Source organism: Synechococcus lacustris Maggiore-St4-Slac, from assembly GCF_024345595.1.
Classification (GTDB): domain Bacteria; phylum Cyanobacteriota; class Cyanobacteriia; order PCC-6307; family Cyanobiaceae; genus Synechococcus_D; species Synechococcus_D lacustris.
In genome coordinates, this window is the sequence record NZ_JAGQBK010000003.1 from 26,518 (window position 1) to 43,547 (window position 17,030).

Annotated in this window: 15 protein-coding genes; 11 read left to right on the forward strand and 4 right to left on the reverse strand. The window is 50.6% G+C overall.

Annotated features, from left to right (window positions below; genetic code table 11):
• Nucleotides 1–94 precede the first annotated feature (94 nt).
• The 5 genes from KBY68_RS03160 (at nucleotide 95) to KBY68_RS03180 (ending at nucleotide 6,253) form a co-directional block, all read left to right on the forward strand.
• Complete coding sequence (locus KBY68_RS03160) at nucleotides 95–889, forward strand: transporter substrate-binding domain-containing protein (protein ID WP_255095868.1); 795 nt, start codon at nucleotides 95–97, stop codon at nucleotides 887–889.
• A 123-nt stretch (nucleotides 890–1,012) separates the two neighbouring features.
• Nucleotides 1,013–2,452, forward strand: a complete 1,440-nt coding sequence (locus KBY68_RS03165) for a circularly permuted type 2 ATP-grasp protein (protein ID WP_255095991.1) — start codon at nucleotides 1,013–1,015, stop codon at nucleotides 2,450–2,452.
• Nucleotides 2,437–3,387 carry an alpha-E domain-containing protein gene (locus tag KBY68_RS03170; RefSeq protein ID WP_255095869.1) on the forward strand — a complete coding sequence of 317 codons (951 nt, stop codon included), beginning with the start codon at nucleotides 2,437–2,439 and terminating at the stop codon, nucleotides 3,385–3,387. Before KBY68_RS03165 ends, KBY68_RS03170 begins: the two co-directional genes overlap by 16 nt.
• Nucleotides 3,378–4,247, forward strand: coding sequence for a transglutaminase family protein (locus KBY68_RS03175; protein ID WP_255095870.1), 870 nt, complete (start codon nucleotides 3,378–3,380; stop codon nucleotides 4,245–4,247). Before KBY68_RS03170 ends, KBY68_RS03175 begins: the two co-directional genes overlap by 10 nt.
• A complete protein-coding gene (locus KBY68_RS03180; protein ID WP_255095871.1) occupies nucleotides 4,244–6,253 on the forward strand; it encodes a transglutaminase family protein in 2,010 nt (669 codons plus the stop codon). The genes KBY68_RS03175 and KBY68_RS03180 overlap by 4 nt, the downstream gene beginning before the upstream one ends.
• Here the strand turns inward: KBY68_RS03180 and KBY68_RS03185 are convergent, their stop codons facing one another.
• On the reverse strand, nucleotides 6,254–6,730 hold the full coding sequence (locus KBY68_RS03185) for a redox protein (RefSeq protein ID WP_255095992.1): 477 nt from the start codon (nucleotides 6,728–6,730) through the stop codon (nucleotides 6,254–6,256). It lies immediately after the preceding gene.
• Between the two features lie 222 nt (nucleotides 6,731–6,952).
• Between KBY68_RS03185 and KBY68_RS03190 the strand changes: the two genes are divergently transcribed.
• On the forward strand, nucleotides 6,953–7,537 hold the full coding sequence (locus KBY68_RS03190; protein WP_255095872.1) for an alpha-ketoglutarate-dependent dioxygenase AlkB family protein: 585 nt from the start codon (nucleotides 6,953–6,955) through the stop codon (nucleotides 7,535–7,537).
• On the opposite strand, the gene cobA is transcribed toward KBY68_RS03190, so the two are convergent.
• The 3 genes from cobA to KBY68_RS03205 form a co-directional block, all read right to left on the reverse strand.
• Entirely contained in the window at nucleotides 7,512–8,321 is an 810-nt protein-coding gene (cobA, locus tag KBY68_RS03195) for a uroporphyrinogen-III C-methyltransferase (RefSeq protein WP_255095873.1), read from the reverse strand. The two genes, KBY68_RS03190 and cobA, sit on opposite strands and share 26 nt — an antisense overlap.
• Nucleotides 8,318–9,460, reverse strand: a complete 1,143-nt coding sequence (locus KBY68_RS03200) for a CbiX/SirB N-terminal domain-containing protein (protein ID WP_255095874.1) — start codon at nucleotides 9,458–9,460, stop codon at nucleotides 8,318–8,320. Before KBY68_RS03200 ends, cobA begins: the two co-directional genes overlap by 4 nt.
• Nucleotides 9,461–9,559: 99 nt before the next feature.
• On the reverse strand, nucleotides 9,560–11,062 hold the full coding sequence (locus tag KBY68_RS03205) for a ferredoxin--nitrite reductase (protein WP_255095875.1): 1,503 nt from the start codon (nucleotides 11,060–11,062) through the stop codon (nucleotides 9,560–9,562).
• Between the two features lie 109 nt (nucleotides 11,063–11,171).
• Between KBY68_RS03205 and KBY68_RS03210 the strand changes: the two genes are divergently transcribed.
• The 5 genes from KBY68_RS03210 (at nucleotide 11,172) to KBY68_RS03230 (ending at nucleotide 17,027) form a co-directional block, all read left to right on the forward strand.
• Nucleotides 11,172–12,251, forward strand: a complete 1,080-nt coding sequence (locus tag KBY68_RS03210; RefSeq protein ID WP_255095876.1) for an anthranilate phosphoribosyltransferase family protein — start codon at nucleotides 11,172–11,174, stop codon at nucleotides 12,249–12,251.
• Entirely contained in the window at nucleotides 12,248–12,721 is a 474-nt protein-coding gene (locus KBY68_RS03215) for a nitrate reductase associated protein (protein ID WP_255095877.1), read from the forward strand. The genes KBY68_RS03210 and KBY68_RS03215 overlap by 4 nt, the downstream gene beginning before the upstream one ends.
• 133 nt (nucleotides 12,722–12,854) lie before the next feature.
• Entirely contained in the window at nucleotides 12,855–14,123 is a 1,269-nt protein-coding gene (locus KBY68_RS03220; protein ID WP_255095878.1) for a CmpA/NrtA family ABC transporter substrate-binding protein, read from the forward strand.
• A 63-nt stretch (nucleotides 14,124–14,186) separates the two neighbouring features.
• On the forward strand, nucleotides 14,187–15,029 hold the full coding sequence (gene ntrB, locus KBY68_RS03225) for a nitrate ABC transporter permease (RefSeq protein WP_255095879.1): 843 nt from the start codon (nucleotides 14,187–14,189) through the stop codon (nucleotides 15,027–15,029).
• Nucleotides 15,030–15,095: 66 nt separating this feature from the next.
• On the forward strand, nucleotides 15,096–17,027 hold the full coding sequence (locus KBY68_RS03230; protein ID WP_255095880.1) for a nitrate ABC transporter ATP-binding protein: 1,932 nt from the start codon (nucleotides 15,096–15,098) through the stop codon (nucleotides 17,025–17,027).
• The last annotated feature ends 3 nt before the right edge of the window (nucleotides 17,028–17,030 follow it).

Here is a 17,030-nt window from a genome sequence, read left to right on the forward strand (position 1 = left end):
ATCAATTAGAACAACTCACTGCCGCAGCTCCATGGATCTAATTGCAAGATTTCGCAAAAATTTACCTTTTTTAGCAATCATTTCTTGCGGTTATATGTTTACATCTATAATCCAAGTACTAGCAAATTCGCCATCGCCAGATTTGCTAGACACAATCAAACAGAATGGTCTCGTGCGCATAGGTGTTTCGCCCGACCTACCAGGGATGTCTAGGAGAATAGCTGGCAAGCCAGGCTTTGAGGGTGCGGAAGCATCCCTAGCCCTATTAATTGGCTCAAAGCTGATTGGTGATGTCAAAAAAGTTGAACTTATCGGCGTTGATTCACCAGAGCGACTAGCACTACTTCAAAAAGGGAAGATTGATCTAGTAATCGCTCAATTCACCATTACGCCAGAACGGCAAAAACTCGTAGATTTTTCAGTGCCCTATGTGATTGCCCATGAAGCACTATTGCTACCAGTGAACAGCAAGGTTTATAAATTGAGTGATCTCATTGGCAAGCATATTAGTGTTGCCAATGGCTCAGCAAGTGAACAGCGCTACAAAAGGGCTTGGCCAGGAATTTATCAACGCAGCACAAATTTGGAATCCGGTGGCATCGAACTACTGCGCCGCGGAGAGGTGGCAGCCTGGGCAAACGACAATACAAATATTATGGGAATGCTCAGTGTTGCTAAAGACCGCAATCGGTTTCGCCTTTTAGATGTGGCAGCTTGCTTTCCAGCTAAACCATTTGGCATTGCCATAAGGAAAGACAACCCAGGGCTGCTTGCAGCCTTGAATGCTGCCCTAACAGAAGAGCAGAGCAAAGGCAGCCTTAAAAAGTTGTTTGCACCTCTAGCCCTGCCAGCAGTGAAAGGATCATCAGCAAATGAAGCTTGCAGATAAAATAAGTATCAAATTACACAATTCGATCGCTAATTACTAGCCGCATGTTGATTATGTAGCAATGGGAACCATGGGCGGGCGGCTTGATTCCGCACCATAGGAAGGTTGAAACAGCTGAAGCCGATGTTTGAAACCTATGTGCCAATGGGTGGCTTCGATGAATACATGAGCCCCAGCCACACACCCCGTAAAGCGATGGGGGCCCTGATGGATCAACTGGGGGCCCTTGGCCTTAGCCAACTGAATGAAAATCATCGGGCGGCTGAACAACTACTCAAACGGCTAGGTGCCACCTTCAGGCTCTACAACAGCAATTCAGAGGCCAGCGAACGAATTTTGCCCTTCGATCCCTTGCCACGGCTGATCGATCACCAGGATTGGGCAGTGCTGGAGGCGGGGTTAATCCAAAGGCTTGAGGCGATCGACCTGTTTCTTGCCGATATCTATGGACCCCAGAAAATAATCAAAGATGGAATTATCTCCGCAGAAGAAATAACCAGTAGCCAGGGTTGGCGGCCCCAGATGCAGGGATTAATCCCTCCCCTCGGCCGCTGGTGCCACATCTCAGGCCTCGACCTAGTGCGTGATGGCGATGGCACCTGGCGGGTGCTGGAAGACAACCTGCGCTGCCCTTCAGGAGTTGCCTATTTCCTCGAAAATCGCCGGGTGATGAAGCAACTTTTTGGCGGTTTATTTCAAAGCCAACGCATCACCCCCATCGATAACTATGCATCCCAACTACTGCAAACCCTGCAGGAAATGGCCCCCTGGACCGACAGCCCCCAAGTGGTACTTCTCACCCCTGGAGTACATAACAGCGCCTATTTCGAACACAGCTACCTGGCCCGCTTGATGGGCATCCAGCTGGTGGAGGGCACAGATTTGATCTGTGAAGACAACCGGGTGTGGATGCGCAGTACCAATGGCCTTCAACGGGTAGATGTGATCTACCGCCGCATCGACGACGATTTTCTAGACCCCACCTGTTTCCGCAAAGATTCAATGCTCGGCGTAAGCGGCCTGATGGAAGCGTTCCGCCAAGGCCAAGTAGCCATAGCCAATGCCCCTGGCACCGGCATTGCCGACGACAAGCTCATCTATGCCTATGTGCCCCAGATGATCCGCTACTACCTAGATGAAGAAACGATTATTCCAAACGTAACAACTTTTCTTTGCTCCCGGCCAAAGGAATGCAGTTATGTGTTGGAACATTTGCCTGAGCTAGTAGTAAAAGCGGTGTCGGAAGCAGGGGGCTATGGAATGCTGATAGGCCCCCACGCCAGCAGCGAAGAACTGAAACATTTCAGTGAATTAATTCAAGCTAATCCCCGCAATTACATCGCCCAACCAACGCTGCAGCTCTCAACGGTTCCCTCCCTCAGCGAAGGGGAGCTCTACCCATGCCATGTGGATTTAAGGCCCTACATATTACGGGGTAAACAGAGTTGGGTAACGGCGGGGGGACTCACAAGAGTTGCCTTAAAACGCGGTTCCCTCGTGGTTAATTCCTCCCAGGGCGGCGGCAGTAAAGACACCTGGGTGGTTTCATGCTCAGCCGTGTAGCAGAACAGCTCTACTGGATCTTCCGGTATGTGGAACGGGCCGAGAATTTAGCCCGTTTCTTAGATGTGAGTATGTCGATGGCGCTGGATTCACCGGCAGGGGGTGATGCGGTGTGGCTGCCGCTTATTGAAGCTTGCGCTGAAAGCAACTTATTTAAAGAATTACACCCTGAAGGTGGTGCTGCAGCGGTGGAATGGTTTCTGCTTGCCCAAGCACAAAATCCAAACGCCATTTGTAATTGCATTGCCATCGCCCGCGAAAATGCCCGCCAAATCCGTGAGGTAATCCCCAATGAATTATTTGAAGAATTAAATGCTTTACATCTTGATTTACAACCGGGTGAAAGTTTTTGGCAGCAGGCCCTACCTGAACAACTGCAACTGATCAGGCGCGGCTGCCAACAGCTCTATGGCATAGCAGATTCAAGTATGCGCAGGGATATCAGCTGGCATTTTGCCAATCTTGGCAGGTTGATTGAAAGGGCGGAAAAAACGGCAAGGATCCTCGATGTGAAATATTTTCTACTGCTGCCAAGCCCTGAGGATGTGGGAGGTGCCTTAGATGAATTGCAATGGATTGCCCTATTGCGCTCCGCCAGTGCATATCAAATGTATCGCCAACACACCCAACAACCAATCACCCCCAGTGGTGTGGCGGAATTTCTATTACTGGATCCAGATTTTCCCCGTTCCGTGCGCTATTGCCTTAATGGTATTGCCGAGGCGATTGCAAGTATTGATCAACAACCACTACTGCAAAGCGGCCATTCCCTCAGCCGCAGCCTGGGGCGCCTCCAGGCCACTTGGAACTATTCCCAAGTGAGCGATGTAATCGATCAAGGTCTTCATCAGGTTATTGATCAATTGCAACTACAAATCAATGAACTACACACACTATTGGAAATCCGCTACTTCACCTCAAACCAATGCACGTAAAAATTAGCCATCGCTTTGTTTATAGCTACTCAAAGCCAGTGCAGCTCGGCCCCCATCGGCTGTGTTTGATGCCCCGCAGCATTGGATTTCAAAAACTAATCCAACATAAAATCAGTTTTAATCCAGAGCCATGCCATAAATTTGAATTATTAGCAGCTGGTGGCGATCAAATCCTGCGGGCTCGTTTTGTTGGTAGCACCGATCGCTTTGAAATCATTTCAGAAGCTGAGTTGATCACTAGCCCGCCCCCCCTACTTTCACTTTGTTTAGATGAACAGGAACCGCGCTTGCCCTATCCAATCGGCAGGCTAAATGCTGATCTTTTAAGTAATCTGCAGGGCTGGCTGCCCAATGGTCAGCATGATCCAGCCGCCGTTGCCTTAGCCCAGGAGGCGATTATCGGCAGCAACCAACATTGCCTCACCTTCCTGCAACAACTGCTGGAGATGATTCAAGAGCGGGTGAACTACACCCAACGCCACCATGGCCCCCCTTGGCCGGCGGGGCGCACCTTGCGGGAACGGGTTGGTTCCTGCCGCGACCTTGCAGTGTTGATGATCGAATGTTGTAGATGCATTGGTTTACCAGCTCGCTTTGTGAGTGGTTACCACCTGGTGGAGCCAAAGCCCGATCGCTACGACCTCCATGCCTGGGCTGAGGTATACCTACCCGGCGCCGGCTGGCGTGGTTTCGACCCCAGCGGCATTGGCGCCGTAGATGAGCGCTACATACCCCTCGCCAGTTCATCAAATCCCGAATTAACAGCAGCCGTAAGCGGCAGTTTTAGTGGCCCGCCTGGGGTTGTTAGTGAATTCAGCTGGCAGATCGAGGCAGCGGAACTAAGCCTGAAGCAACCGTGAGCCAAGCATTGCTGTATTCCCTACCTGCATGGATGTTGACGGCGGGACAGGAAGCCCGAAAGCGGTTTCAAAGCGCCGCCATGGAACTCACCTTGGGGGGTGAACCCACCTATGTGCCCCTTGAACCCAAAGGAGCTGAATGGAGTGTGGCCGCCGATGGCCCAAGCAAACTCAGCTATGCCAGGGCCTTAGCAAAGCAACTAGAAAGCGATGTGTTGCCTGGCAGTATTTGCTTTTTTTGCCCCGGTAAGCACTATCCAGGCGAAACAAATCCCCGCTGGGCCCTGCGGTTGCTGTGTAAACACAACCGCAAACCACTGGTGCCGTGGCCAGCCGCCGGACCACTCCGGCAATCAGCAAGCCAAGTGCTTAAGACGATTGGAAAGCTCCTGGGGCTTGAGCTAGAACCCAGTGAATTCAAGGATCCCCTCGCCCCCGATCAAAAGGTGTGGGCAGTGCCCATCACCCGAGATGCGGATGGCTGGCAAACTTCAGCTTGGCCGTTAGCAGAAGAAGAACGGCTACTGGTAAGTAGTGATGGTCCGCCGGGGCTGCGTTTGCCCTTGAACAAGCTGCCAGAGGATGTGCCACGCCAGGTGTTAACCCTTGATTGCAATGCCAATGGCTGGGGTTTATTTCTGCCGCCATTGGCACCAGATGGCTTTGAACAACTACTGGAAGCGATCGCCCAGCTATTGCACGAAAACGAGTTGATGGCACCACAACTGAGTGGTGTGGTGCCAATCGATCAAGAGCAGCGCTGGCTGGTGCTGGGAATAACGGCTGATCCTGGTGTGCTGGAGGTGAACTTACCGGTGTGTGAAACCTGGCAGGTGTATGCCGAATGGCTAGGGGCCTTGGAAAAAGCAACGGCTGCTGTTGGTTTGCGCTCCTGGAAACAAGCAAGTTCCAGCCAAAGCGCTGGCACTGGCGGCGGCAACCACCTGTTGTGGGGTGGGCCCACCCTGGAGCGCAATCCACTATTTCAACAACCCGCCTGGCTGGGGGCGGTGCTGCGCTACTGGCAAGCCCATCCCTGCCTTTCTTACCTATTTATTGCCGATCCTGTGGGTGCAGCAAGCCAGGCACCCCGCTCCGATGAAATCGGCGCGCCGCTACTAGATCTTGAAATGGCACTGTTCGCCCTAGAGCAACTACCAGCTGGCGACCAACGCCAAGCAATAGCTGAAACCATGCGTCATCTACAGGTAGATCGCAGTGGTAATCCCCACCGCAGTGAAATCAGCTTCGATAAATTTTGGAATCCAGGCTCCCTGGCCGGCTGCCAGGGGTTAGTGGAATTTCGCGCTATTGAAACCCTGCCAAAAGCCGAATGGATGGCGGCGGTAGCCCTGCTTTGGAGTTGTTTAGGGGCAATGCTGCTGGAACCCGAGCAACGGCCCATTGGTGTAATCAACCATGGCGGTTGCTTACATGATCACCACCTGCTGCCAAGCCTGCTTTGGAGTGATTTTGAACAGATACTGCAGCAATTAAACCGCCAGGGTTTAGCCCTTGATGCCGCTTATTACCGCCAGCTATGGCAGTGGCGTTTTCCAGTGTTGTTGCATTGGAGCGCAGGGGATGCGGAATTAGTAGTGCGCCGTGCCCTTGAGCCATGGCCGCTGCTATCAGACATGCCTGAACTGGGGGCAATCACCAGCCGATTTGTAGATACCTCTTTGCAAAGAATTGAAATTTGTACAAACGAATCATTTCGCCAACACTATCAATTGCGGCTGCAGGGAAGAAAACTAGCCCTTAAAGAAGCGGTGCTGGGGGCCAGATTGCGCCAGGGGCGTTTATTTCCCTGCCTGCATCCAAGCTTGCCCAGCCATTGGCCCCTCTGCCTTGATATTGAAAAAGGTACCCAGGTAATTAGTTATCAGTGGCAGGAATTAGATCAAGCATTTCAAACGGTGCAAATGGCCCATCCGATTAATGAGCAAGCCTTAGTTAGTTGGCAACCGGATGAGCTCTGTGTGGATCTACGGCTCCCCACATAACTACCAACTAACCCCATGGAGCTTTGGTAGCGGAGCTGTTTTGAAGGTAATACCAAATAAACGTGGTATTAGGCGGCTGTTATAAACGCGAAATTCACGGGCCACGGTGGCCCCTGGTTCGCGTACCGCTTGGTTTAAAACCACCGAACCATCGGGATCTGAAACTGAACGATGGAAAGTACCCGGTGGGATGCGCAAGATATCGCCGCCGGTATCTAAACGAACTATGTGATAAGGATAATTCCAGCCGAGGTTCACTAAATAAAAAGTGCGGCCCCCGTGCAGGGCCAGGAGGTTGTCTTCCTGGTGGGGATGCAAATAAAACTGCCATGCCCCTGTGGTTTCCTCATTGGGGGGACTAACCGCTGGGCCGCTATGGATTACCAGATCGCGGGCATTAGAGGCAGCAACGGTGATATCAAAGAAACGCACCGCGGGGGTATCGCGAAAACGTTCATAGGGCACCAATTCAAACATCGGCACAGTGGCCATGGGGATAAATGCGGGATGAGCCAGTAAGCCAAAAAAAGCAATTTGCTGTTGGGTGCGTTGTTACGGATTTGGTGCTTTTAATCACCACAGCCATCAACCGCTAGCCGCACACTTGTGGTCCAGCCTGAAAAGGTTGGGGCATGGGAAAGGCAGGCGGCTCCTTCTGGGGTCGCCTTTTTTATGCTGCCCCTAGCCATTGGTTAGGAAGTGAGCAGCGATATCTACCCAGAGGGGCTTGCCCTACGCCATTGGCCCGGCTGGTTAGGTGCTGAAAAGGCAAACGCCTACCTAGAACAACTGCTCAAGGAAGTGCCGTGGAAACAGGAACAGATCAAGCTATTTGGCCGCCAACATCCGCTACCGAGGCTCACCTGCTGGATGGCGGATCCAGGTTGTGGCTATTGCTATTCCGGCCTGCAAAATGTGGTTGAAAGCTGGACGCCCACTGCCCAAACCATCCGTGAGCAGGTAACAAAAGCCGCCGCAAGCCCTTTCAATTCATTGTTGCTCAACTACTACCGCACTGGTGTTGATGCCATGGGTTGGCATGCTGATGATGAACCCGAATTAGATCCAGATGCATCGATTGCATCCTTAAGCCTTGGTGCCAGCCGCAGCTTTCGCTTTAAGGCCAAAACAAATAGCAAAATTAATTTCAGCTTGGAATTGCACCATGGCGACCTGTTGCTGATGGATCCGCCCACCCAAGATGGTTGGCTCCATGCCTTACCAAAACGGTTGCGGGTGCAAACCGCCAGGCTAAATCTCACATTTCGGGTGGTGCGTAATTAATCGGTTGGGGCATTGTTACCGGTGCCGGCGATGGGGCGCAGGCGGCCACCCGTTGGGCAACCACAGCGCCGATTACAACAATTGCTGGCGCCGCAAAATTTTGTTCTTCTGCGCTGCAAGCTAAATCCGCCAATGTGGCTATCAGTTGCTTTTGACCATTCACGGTGCCCTGCTGAATGATCGCCGCTGGGGTGGAAGCAGCTAAACCACCAGCCTGCAATTCATCACAAATCCGTTGCAGGTTATGGAGGCCCATATAGATAACTAAGCCATCACTGCAACGGGCTAGCCCACGCCAATCAACGCCGGGTCGAACCTTATCAATTTCCTCATGGCCCGTAACGAAGGTAACGGAGGAGCCGGCCTCGCGATGGGTAATTGGTATGCCCACATAGGCAGGCGCTGCGATGCCAGCGGTTACCCCTGGCACCACCTCCACCGCTACCCCTTGGCTTGCCAGGTAGGCAGCTTCCTCGCCACCACGGCCAAACAGGAAGGGATCACCGCCCTTAAGCCGCACCACACAACGGTGGCGGCCCGCTAATTGCACCAACAATTCATTTGTGGTGGGTTGCGGCACGGAGTGATAACCGCGACGTTTACCAACACCATGCACAACACAGGTTTCTGGCACCATTTCCAATAGTTCCAGGGGTACTAGGGAGTCGTGCACCAAAGCATCACAACGCTTAAGTAGCCGATGGGCCTTCATCGTTAACAATTCCGGATCACCGGGGCCAGCACCAACTAGATAAACGATGCCAGGTGGGGAAGTGGCGGTCATGGCAGGGAAAGAAGCTGCTCCATCAGCACCAAACGAAAACGGCTTTGTTGCAATAGGGGCGGCCACAGCTGCAAACCAGGGGGCCAATCAATTGCATTGAGTGCCTCACTAAGCCGATTAGCTGCCACAGCTAAGGGCACCAGCAAAAGATTTTGGCTTGGCTGAGTGTAAGCAGTCCAGGGGCTGCAGGGTGCACCGAGGCGTTGCTGCAAATATTGGGGATAACGCATTGCCAAAGCACCACTGAGGGGATGGTGCAGTAGCTGGGGTTGTAATCCCTGGCCTTTGGCTTCACTTAAAGCCTGGGCCAAGGCCCCCTGCCATTGGGGCCAAGCTCCGAGGAAGGGCAGGCGCCGCAGGGGCCAACCGCAGCTGCGCCAATGCTTTGCGATGGCGGGAAGATCAACCCGCACATGGTGGCCTGGCAATTGAAAAAGGGGCACCAGGGTGAGTGGTGCTGGCTCTAGGTGCTGGGCCTGGTCAGCGCTAGTGGCGGCGGTTAAACACTGCAAAATCACCCTGCAACCCCTCTGCCGCCGCAATTCAGCTGCAAGCAGCTCAAATTCACTTGGCACTTGACCGCCGGAGCGGCCATGCACCACGAGTAGGAGATCGGAGGGGGGAGCCGCCGCGCGGCGCCGAACCAGCCGTTGCTGCACCAATGGATCCAAATTTTTAGCTGCTAATGCCTTCAAACCCTGCCGTGACCAAGGCAAACGGGCGATTAAATCTACCGCCGTTGCCGCCAAAATTGGATCCATATCTACAGCTAATACCAACAAGCAATTGCGCAAGGGCCCAAGGGGCCAGGCCCCCAGCCCCCTAGCCACCCCCTCAAGGGCTGCCCGACGTAACAACAATGGTCCTGGCTGTAGAACTTGTTTGCGTAGAAATAGAAAATCTTGCTGGTTGCGTTGATATCCCAAAAGAGGCAAAAGCAATTGTTGTAATTGCTGGGAGGCATCGGGCCCAAGGGCATTACGAAGCAATTGAGCAGCGGCTGAACTGCGCTGATAACCAACCAAATCAGTGCAACTAATTAATTCAGCCTTTTGAAAATCTTGCTTGTCATCTGTTAGTTGAGCCAACCAAAGGGCGAATACTTCAAAAGCTTGGCTCTGGTTAAGTTTTGGCAGCATTGCTGCTAATTCATGGCGAAGCAAGGGCTGTTCACCTGCTTGGAGCTGTTGAAACCATTGCTGGGTTGTTAGCTCCTGGGAAAATTCCAGGCCGATGATTCAACCTCGCAAAACAGCGCCAAATTTCTCAACCAAAAGGGGCTTCAACTGATCTGCCAACTCAGTTAATGGAATCGCCTTGCCATAGAGCTCTGCCAGCTTTGGTGAGGCCCCCAAATCACCGCCTAGATAAACCTTAACTGCTTCTACCATTTCACCATTGTGCTTTGTTTTAGCGCCCATAAAACCGAGCTCACCCATGTAAGGCTGGCCGCAAGCATTGGCGCAGCCAGTCCAGTGGCTGCGTAGGGGGCGCTCTAACTGCAAAGTTAGCTCCAACTGTTCAAGTACTTTTTGAGCAGTTGATTTTGTTGGGATCATTGCAAAACTGCAATACTTGCTACCTGTGCAACTCACCGCCTCCGCCTGCAGGGGGCTGGGCTTGGGGCTAAAACGTAGTAATAGCGGTTCAGCAAGGAGCTGATCAAGTTTTTCATTGGGAATATTGGCTATCAATAAATTTTGCGCTTCTGTGAGGCGTATTTCTGAATTGCCGTAGGTGCGCGCCAAACGCGAAAGTTCAAACATTGAATCGGCATCAAGCCTACCCATGGGCACATGCAAGCCAAGCCAATGGAAATCCTTTTGAGCTTGCTGATTTACACCAAGGCAAGACCGGGGTGGTTGATCAACTAAATGACTGCCATCATGAACCTGCACAGGTTGACCGTAGGCATCTAACAACTGCTGCCGATAAATATCAAACCCAAGCCGATCAATTAAATACATTAAGCGGCTTTTATTTCGGGCCATGCGGTTACCATTTTCCTGGTAATGAAGCAACACAGCAAGGCTAAAACCAGCTAATTGCTCAGGCCGCAGCCACAGGCCAAGGGGTTTAGCTAGTTCATTGCGCTGGGCGGAAAAGAAACCACCAACCATAACGGTGAAACCCAATTCACCGGCATAAATAGAAGGCAGATAAGCAAGGTCGTTATGCAAAAGAAAACTATCTGCTGCACCGCCAACGGCCACATTGAACTTGCGGGGCAAATTACGCGGTCCATCAATTCCAAGTAACTCAGCCTGGATGGCATCCACCAATGGGCGGGTATCAATAAATTCATCGGGGTCGATGCCTGCAAGGGGATTGCCTGTGATGTTGCGGGGATTGTCGTGGCCCGATTGTTTACTGGTTAGCCCCACTGTCTGCAACTGAGCCAAAAGCGGCTGCATATCTTCAAGCAAAAGACCGCGCAATTGCAAATTCTGCCGAGTAGTTATATCAGCGCTTCCATGTTCACCACAACGATCTATGGCCTCGGCTAAAAGTTCAAGCTGGTGGCTATTAATAACGCCATTGGGTAAGCGTAGGCGCAACATGAATCGCCCTGGGGTTACGGGTCTAAAGAAGATCCCCAACCATTTCAAACGAATAGTTAGATCAGCTTCATCCAATTGCTGCCAGCCGGCATGGGCGAGTTGATCTAACTCAGCTTCAAGTTCCAAGCCACAACGCTCAGCCTTTGCCTGCTCAATTTTGCTTAATGCAGCAGCTGGCATGGCATTAATAAATCAACCTTGCCACTTTCTCTAGGAGTGCCCACCCGCTATGTGCCTTTTGCTACCGATTCGCCAACGCTTTGAATAGTGGCTAGTTTCACAAAACCTGTTGACCCTGGCTTCCAACCGCGGCTCCAGCCTCAACCCTGCCCAGCAGCGCTTTCGGGAATTGCTTGGCAAGGTGGGCAGCGGTGAGCACACCAGCAGTGGCCTAAGCCTTAGCGAAGCGGAAGAAGCCATGGACGCCATGCTTGATGGCGTTGCAACTGATGCTCAATTAGGAGCATTTCTGATCGCCCACCGCATACGCAGGCCTGAACCCCAGGAGCTGGCCGGGATGCTGCGCAGCTATCGCCGCCAAGGACCTGTGCTCAGCAGCCCTGGCCGCCGCGCCATTTGCTTTGGAGTGCCCTACGACGGTCGCAACCGCACTGCACCGCTGCTGCCCCTAACTGCCATTGGGCTTGTAGCTGCCGGTGAAACGGTGGTATTGAGCGGCGGCAACCCCATGCCTGTGAAATGGGGAATAACGCTGGCAGAGCTAATGAACTGCCTTGGGCTCCCCTGGGGGAACCTAATGCTTGACCAGGTGCAGCGATTGCTTCTTGAAGAAGGAATAGCCCTATGCCATCAACCCAATTTATTTCCAGCGGCAGAAAAGCTCACACCAATTCGCGACCAAATAGGCAAAAGGCCACCACTGGCAAGCCTCGAGCTGATCTGGACACCTCACCAAGGCAAACACCTCTTAATAACTGGCTATGTGCATCCACCAACGGAAGCAAGGGCGATAGCAGCTTTGTCTTTGGTGCAGGAAGATGATGTGGTTACGGTGAAAGGTCTGGAGGGATCAACGGATTTATCCCTTGGCCGAGCCTGCATCACTAGCCGTTCATACCAAGGCAAGCAGCAACGCCTGATCCTGCACCCGCGGGACCATGGATTTAAGGGAGCTGATCCAGCTTTTACCGATATGGAAACCTGGACGGAGCAAGCAATTACGGCTCTCGGAGGCAGTGGTCCTATGGCAGAGGCACTGCTTTGGAACCTCGGAGCAATGCTTTGGATCAGCGATAACCAGAAGGATTTAAACAGCGGCATTAAAAAAGCAAAGGAACTGCTCGAAAGCGGAGCGTTATTAAAACGCTTGGGGCAAATCCAAAAAGCTCTAACAGCTGTTCAACTATGAAAAAAACGGACCGCCATTGCCGCATTTTCAAATTTGAAGCTGAATTCAGCGATAACTTGCGCTGCATACCGATGGCAGTGCGGCGCAAACTTGATTTATGTGGCCGCAAGCTTCGCCTGCAGCACTGGCTTGAACTGGGAGACGAGCAAAAAATGGAATTGCTGAACTGGGGCGATAGCGAGCTGGAGCTCCACAAGCTCGCTGATCGGCTGAAGGAATCCTGCAACGAAATAAACAGAGCAATCCAGGAGGAATGGCAGCAAATAGACCGAGTACCTGGTTTGATCGAAGAGGCATGCCTAGCTTCTAAGCAGCCGGTGCCAAACCTGGGGCAATGGCAACAGCTTGATGAACTTGAGAGATTTGCACTGCTGAAGCTTTGCAGCCCAGGCCATAGTCATAGCAACAGTAAAAGCCGGGGGAATCTGCCCCTCGCCCTCGGCGAATTCCTCGAAAACAAAATTACCTAGGTGATCGGTAGCGATTCACACAATTTGGCGCCCTGCAACGTGGTGTTCTTATGGGGCGGTCAGCAGTTGCGCCGCCCAAAACACCCGGCTGCAGTTTTCCAGACTCCGGGCTCAAACCACATTTACCATTGCCATGGGTTATTTCACCCGCCGTTATTTCGTAGTTTCTACAGCTACTTCAGCAATTTCACTGTTGCTTTCGCCTCTGGTTGCGATCGCCGCACCGGGTAAACCTGAAACCACAGAAGTTGAATTGGGCTTCATTGCGCTAACGGATTCAGCTCCATTGATAATTGCCAAAGAGAAGGGTTTCTTTAATAAACAAGGAATGACCGGCGTTGAGCTGAAAAAACAAACATCATGGGCTGTTACACGGGATAACCTTGAACTGGGTGGTTCCAGAGGTGGTATCGACGGCGCTCACATCCTTACCCCAATGCCCTATCTGCTTTCAACAGGAGCAATAACCAAAAGCAAGCAACCCTTACCTATGCTGATTTTGGCAAGGCTAAATACCCAAGGCCAGGGAATCTCCAGCTCAAAAGAATTTCTAGATGAGAAACTAAAAGTGAAGGCTCCCAATCTAATTGAAACTGTAGATAAGAAAAATAAAACTGGCGATAAATTTAAAGCAGCGGTTACATTTCCAGGCGGTACCCACGATCTATGGATGCGCTATTGGATGGCAGCCAATGGAGTAGATCCCAATAAAAATGCCGATCTTGTGGTAATTCCTCCACCGCAAATGGTTGCAAATATGCAGAGTGGCACTATGGATGTATTTTGTGTTGGTGAGCCATGGAATGAAAGACTAGTTAATAAAAAACTAGGCTACACAATTACGCAAACAGGTGAGATTTGGAAAGAGCATCCAGAAAAAGCATTCACAATGAGAGCTGATTGGGTAAAGAAAAATCCAAACGCAAGCTTACGCTTGTTAATGGCTGTGCAACAAGCACAAAAATGGGCAGATAATCCAGCAAACGCAAAAGAATTAGCTGAGATTCTTTCGGAAGATAAGTATGTGAAAGCTAGCGTTGATGATTTACTGCCACGCCTGCAAGGAACCGTTGATTATGGTGATGGTCGCAAAGTAACAAATAGCCCATTCAAAATGTATTTCTGGAATAATAACGCCTCCTTTCCCTACAAAAGCCATGACGCCTGGTTTATTACCGAAAATATTCGCTGGGGGTATCTACCAAAAAATACAAATACCAATGCCCTTGTAAAACAAGTAAATCGTGCCGATCTATGGCGGGCTGCTGCAAAAGCAAATGGTTATGGCACAGGCCCAGCTAGTGATTCAAGGGGAGTGGAAGTGTTCTTTGATGGCGTAAAATTCAACCCAGCCAATCCACAAGCCTATTTAAATAGCTTAAAAATAAAGGCGCTTAAATAAGAGTTAATTAATAAAATATCCAGCCAAATAACAAAATAATTAAAAACCATCAGAGCACTACCAATGGTCTCCGCCTCAATCAAATCAAAGAAGCCTAGATCTTCACAACTAAAATGGCTTAACAGCCCAATCATCAAACAGATCAAAGCTCCAGTGTTATGTATCGGCGGAGTTCTATTGATATGGCAACTTTCATGCAGCCTGAGTAATAGCGATTTTCCAGGGCCAATCCAAGTAATAACACAAACTTGGAATCCCTATATAGTGAATCCTTTTTATGATGATGGCGGCACAGCAAAAGGCTTGGGTTGGCAAATATTAATATCGCTCCAAAGGGTGGCTTTAGGGTATAGCCTAGCGGCAATATTAGGTATTGCAGCCGGTTTAGCACTGGGTTTGAATAGTTTTATTAGGCGAGGCTTTGATCCGATTATTCAGGTGCTCCGCACGGTACCACCCTTGGCATGGCTACCGATTTCACTTCTGTTATTTCAACAGGCTGATGCAGCGGCAATATTTGTTATCTTTATTACGGCAATATGGCCAATTGTTATCAACACTGCAATGGGAATTAGAGAAATACCCCAAGATTATCGCAATGTTGCAAGGGTTTTACGGCTTAGGAAACGCAGCTTTTTGTGGGATATAGTTATACCTGCCACTGCACCATATGTATTTACTGGATTGCGCATATCAATCGGTCTTGCCTGGCTGGCAATTGTTGCAGCAGAAATGCTAAAAGCCGATGGCGGCATTGGTTTCTTTATATGGGATGCATATAACGCTGGTGGGGATTCAAGCACAAGTCAGATTATATTAGCAATCCTATATGTAGGAGTGGTGGGCTTAATCCTTGATCGAGGTGTTGCCTGGGTAGGCGAACGGGTAGGTGGTCCCCAAAGATAAATCAATGAGTTCTCCATTAATAAAGAACAAGCTTTTTAAAATTCCGAATCATTTGGAGGTATAGCAATGGCAAGTTTTCTACAACTTGATTCGGTTGAACAGCAGTTCACCAGGAGCGATGGCACAAGTTTCCAAGCATTAAGCACAATCAACCTAACGGTTGAAAAGGGGGAATTTATTTCGCTTGTAGGCCATTCTGGCTGTGGCAAATCAACACTATTAAATATACTTGCAGGCCTAAACAAGCCGAGCAAAGGTGGAGTAATTCTTGAAGGTCGTGAGGTAATTGAACCCGGCCCCGATCGAATGGTAGTTTTTCAGAACTATTCACTCTTGCCTTGGCGAAGTGTGCGAGCGAATGTAGCTTTAGCCCTTAGGGAAGTTAAAAGGAACCTGAGCCCTCAGCAAAGGCATGAACGTACGGAAGCTGCCCTTGCAATGGTTAACTTGGAATCGGTTGCTGATCGTATGCCAGGGGTGCTGTCTGGGGGCATGCGCCAAAGGGTTGCCATCGCAAGGGCCCTTGCATTAGAGCCAAAGTTACTTTTGCTTGATGAACCTTTTGGCGCCTTGGATGCCCTCACCCGCGGCCATCTGCAAGAGCAGTTAATGCAGCTCTGCCAAAACGCAAATATCACCACCGTAATGGTTACCCATTCCGTAGATGAAGCCTTGTTATTAAGTGATCGAGTTGTATTACTAACCAATGGTCCCAAAGCCCATGTGGGACGAATTGTTGCCGTGCCATTTGAGCGCCCCCGCTGCCGCAAAGGAGTTCTAAAAGATCCTAATTACTACTTGCTTCGTAATCAACTACTCGAATTCCTTCAAGACCAGCGCAAAATTTCTAAACGCAAAATCAGCCAACAAGCAAGCCCAACACCAATCAAGCTTGGCTATTTGCCGGGCTTGGATGCAGCAACAATGCTGGTAGCAAGAGAGCAGAAGCTCTTTGAAAAGCAGGGCCTTGAGGTAGAGCTATTGCGCTGTCAAAGTTGGGGCGAAATTGACGACATGTTGCGTTTAGAACGGCTTGATGGAGCCGCTTTAAGCGCTGCCCAACCACTCTCTATGGCCGCTGGCGCCGGGGCAGTATCAAGTACGCCACTGCCTATGGTTGTTACGCAAACCCTTAGCCGCAATGGCAATGCCCTTGTGATAGCTGAGCGATTATCAATTGATAGCAGCGATGCTCTATTGGAGTTATTGCATAAAGGAACAGAACTGCGAGTAGGGGTTCCGGATCGATTGTCAATGGCCGAATTGCTATTTCGCCATTGGCTAGCGCGCCATGGCATTGATCCAGAGCAAATCTACTGGCAAAGGCGCTCTCCATTAAATCTGCTTGCCGCCATGGAAGGAGGCTTAATTGATGCATTCGCGGCCGGCAAATTAAGGGCTTGTATTGCCAAATATCGAAAAACAGGATTGGTTGTGCTCACCGATGCAGAAATTTGGCCAAACCATGCGGAAAAAGTACTCGCTTTGCGGGAAGCCTGGGTAGATCACAACCACAACAGGGCAGTGGCCCTAAGTGCGGCGCTGCTTGAAGCAGCTGCCTACTGCGACACATCAGAAAACCGCAATCAAATTTTGGAAACACTTAGTGCACCTGAAGCATTTGGAGTTCACTTACTCGAGCCCATGCAAGCAGGTTTATTAAGTGATGAATTGGCTCCCAGCCTCAACCAAGCCACTTCACTATTGCGCTTCAATCGTTTCTTTCTAGGCCAGGCCTGCTACCCAGATCCGGCCGAGGGGCTATGGGTACTAACCCAACTAGCCCGCTGGGATATGGCCAATTTCCCAAGCCATAGGCAAGAATTGCTTGATCGGGTGTATGCGAGAAAAATATTTTTAGAAGCATGCGAAAAAGTTTCCATTCACGACCAAGAACCCACCCAAAGAACCTATGAACTCAGCGATGGCGAAATTTTCTCAATCGATAATCCCGAACAATATTGCGCCTCCCTTCCCTTCTCAGCGATCAGAGCCTAAATC

Excerpts from the sequence above, each read along its gene's own strand:
- KBY68_RS03160 (WP_255095868.1), top strand. The coding sequence starts at position 95 with ATGTTTACATCTATAATCCAAGTACTAGCAAATTCGCCATCGCCAGAT.
- KBY68_RS03165 (WP_255095991.1), top strand. The coding sequence starts at position 1,013 with ATGTTTGAAACCTATGTGCCAATGGGTGGCTTCGATGAATACATGAGC.
- KBY68_RS03170 (WP_255095869.1), top strand. The coding sequence starts at position 2,437 with ATGCTCAGCCGTGTAGCAGAACAGCTCTACTGGATCTTCCGGTATGTG.
- KBY68_RS03175 (WP_255095870.1), top strand. The coding sequence starts at position 3,378 with ATGCACGTAAAAATTAGCCATCGCTTTGTTTATAGCTACTCAAAGCCA.
- KBY68_RS03185 (WP_255095992.1), bottom strand. The coding sequence starts at position 6,730 with ATGTTTGAATTGGTGCCCTATGAACGTTTTCGCGATACCCCCGCGGTG.
- cobA (WP_255095873.1), bottom strand. The coding sequence starts at position 8,321 with ATGACCGCCACTTCCCCACCTGGCATCGTTTATCTAGTTGGTGCTGGC.
- KBY68_RS03200 (WP_255095874.1), bottom strand. The coding sequence starts at position 9,460 with ATGCTGCCAAAACTTAACCAGAGCCAAGCTTTTGAAGTATTCGCCCTT.
- KBY68_RS03205 (WP_255095875.1), bottom strand. The coding sequence starts at position 11,062 with ATGCCAGCTGCTGCATTAAGCAAAATTGAGCAGGCAAAGGCTGAGCGT.
- KBY68_RS03215 (WP_255095877.1), top strand. The coding sequence starts at position 12,248 with ATGAAAAAAACGGACCGCCATTGCCGCATTTTCAAATTTGAAGCTGAA.
- KBY68_RS03220 (WP_255095878.1), top strand. The coding sequence starts at position 12,855 with ATGGGTTATTTCACCCGCCGTTATTTCGTAGTTTCTACAGCTACTTCA.
- ntrB (WP_255095879.1), top strand. The coding sequence starts at position 14,187 with ATGGTCTCCGCCTCAATCAAATCAAAGAAGCCTAGATCTTCACAACTA.
- KBY68_RS03230 (WP_255095880.1), top strand. The coding sequence starts at position 15,096 with ATGGCAAGTTTTCTACAACTTGATTCGGTTGAACAGCAGTTCACCAGG.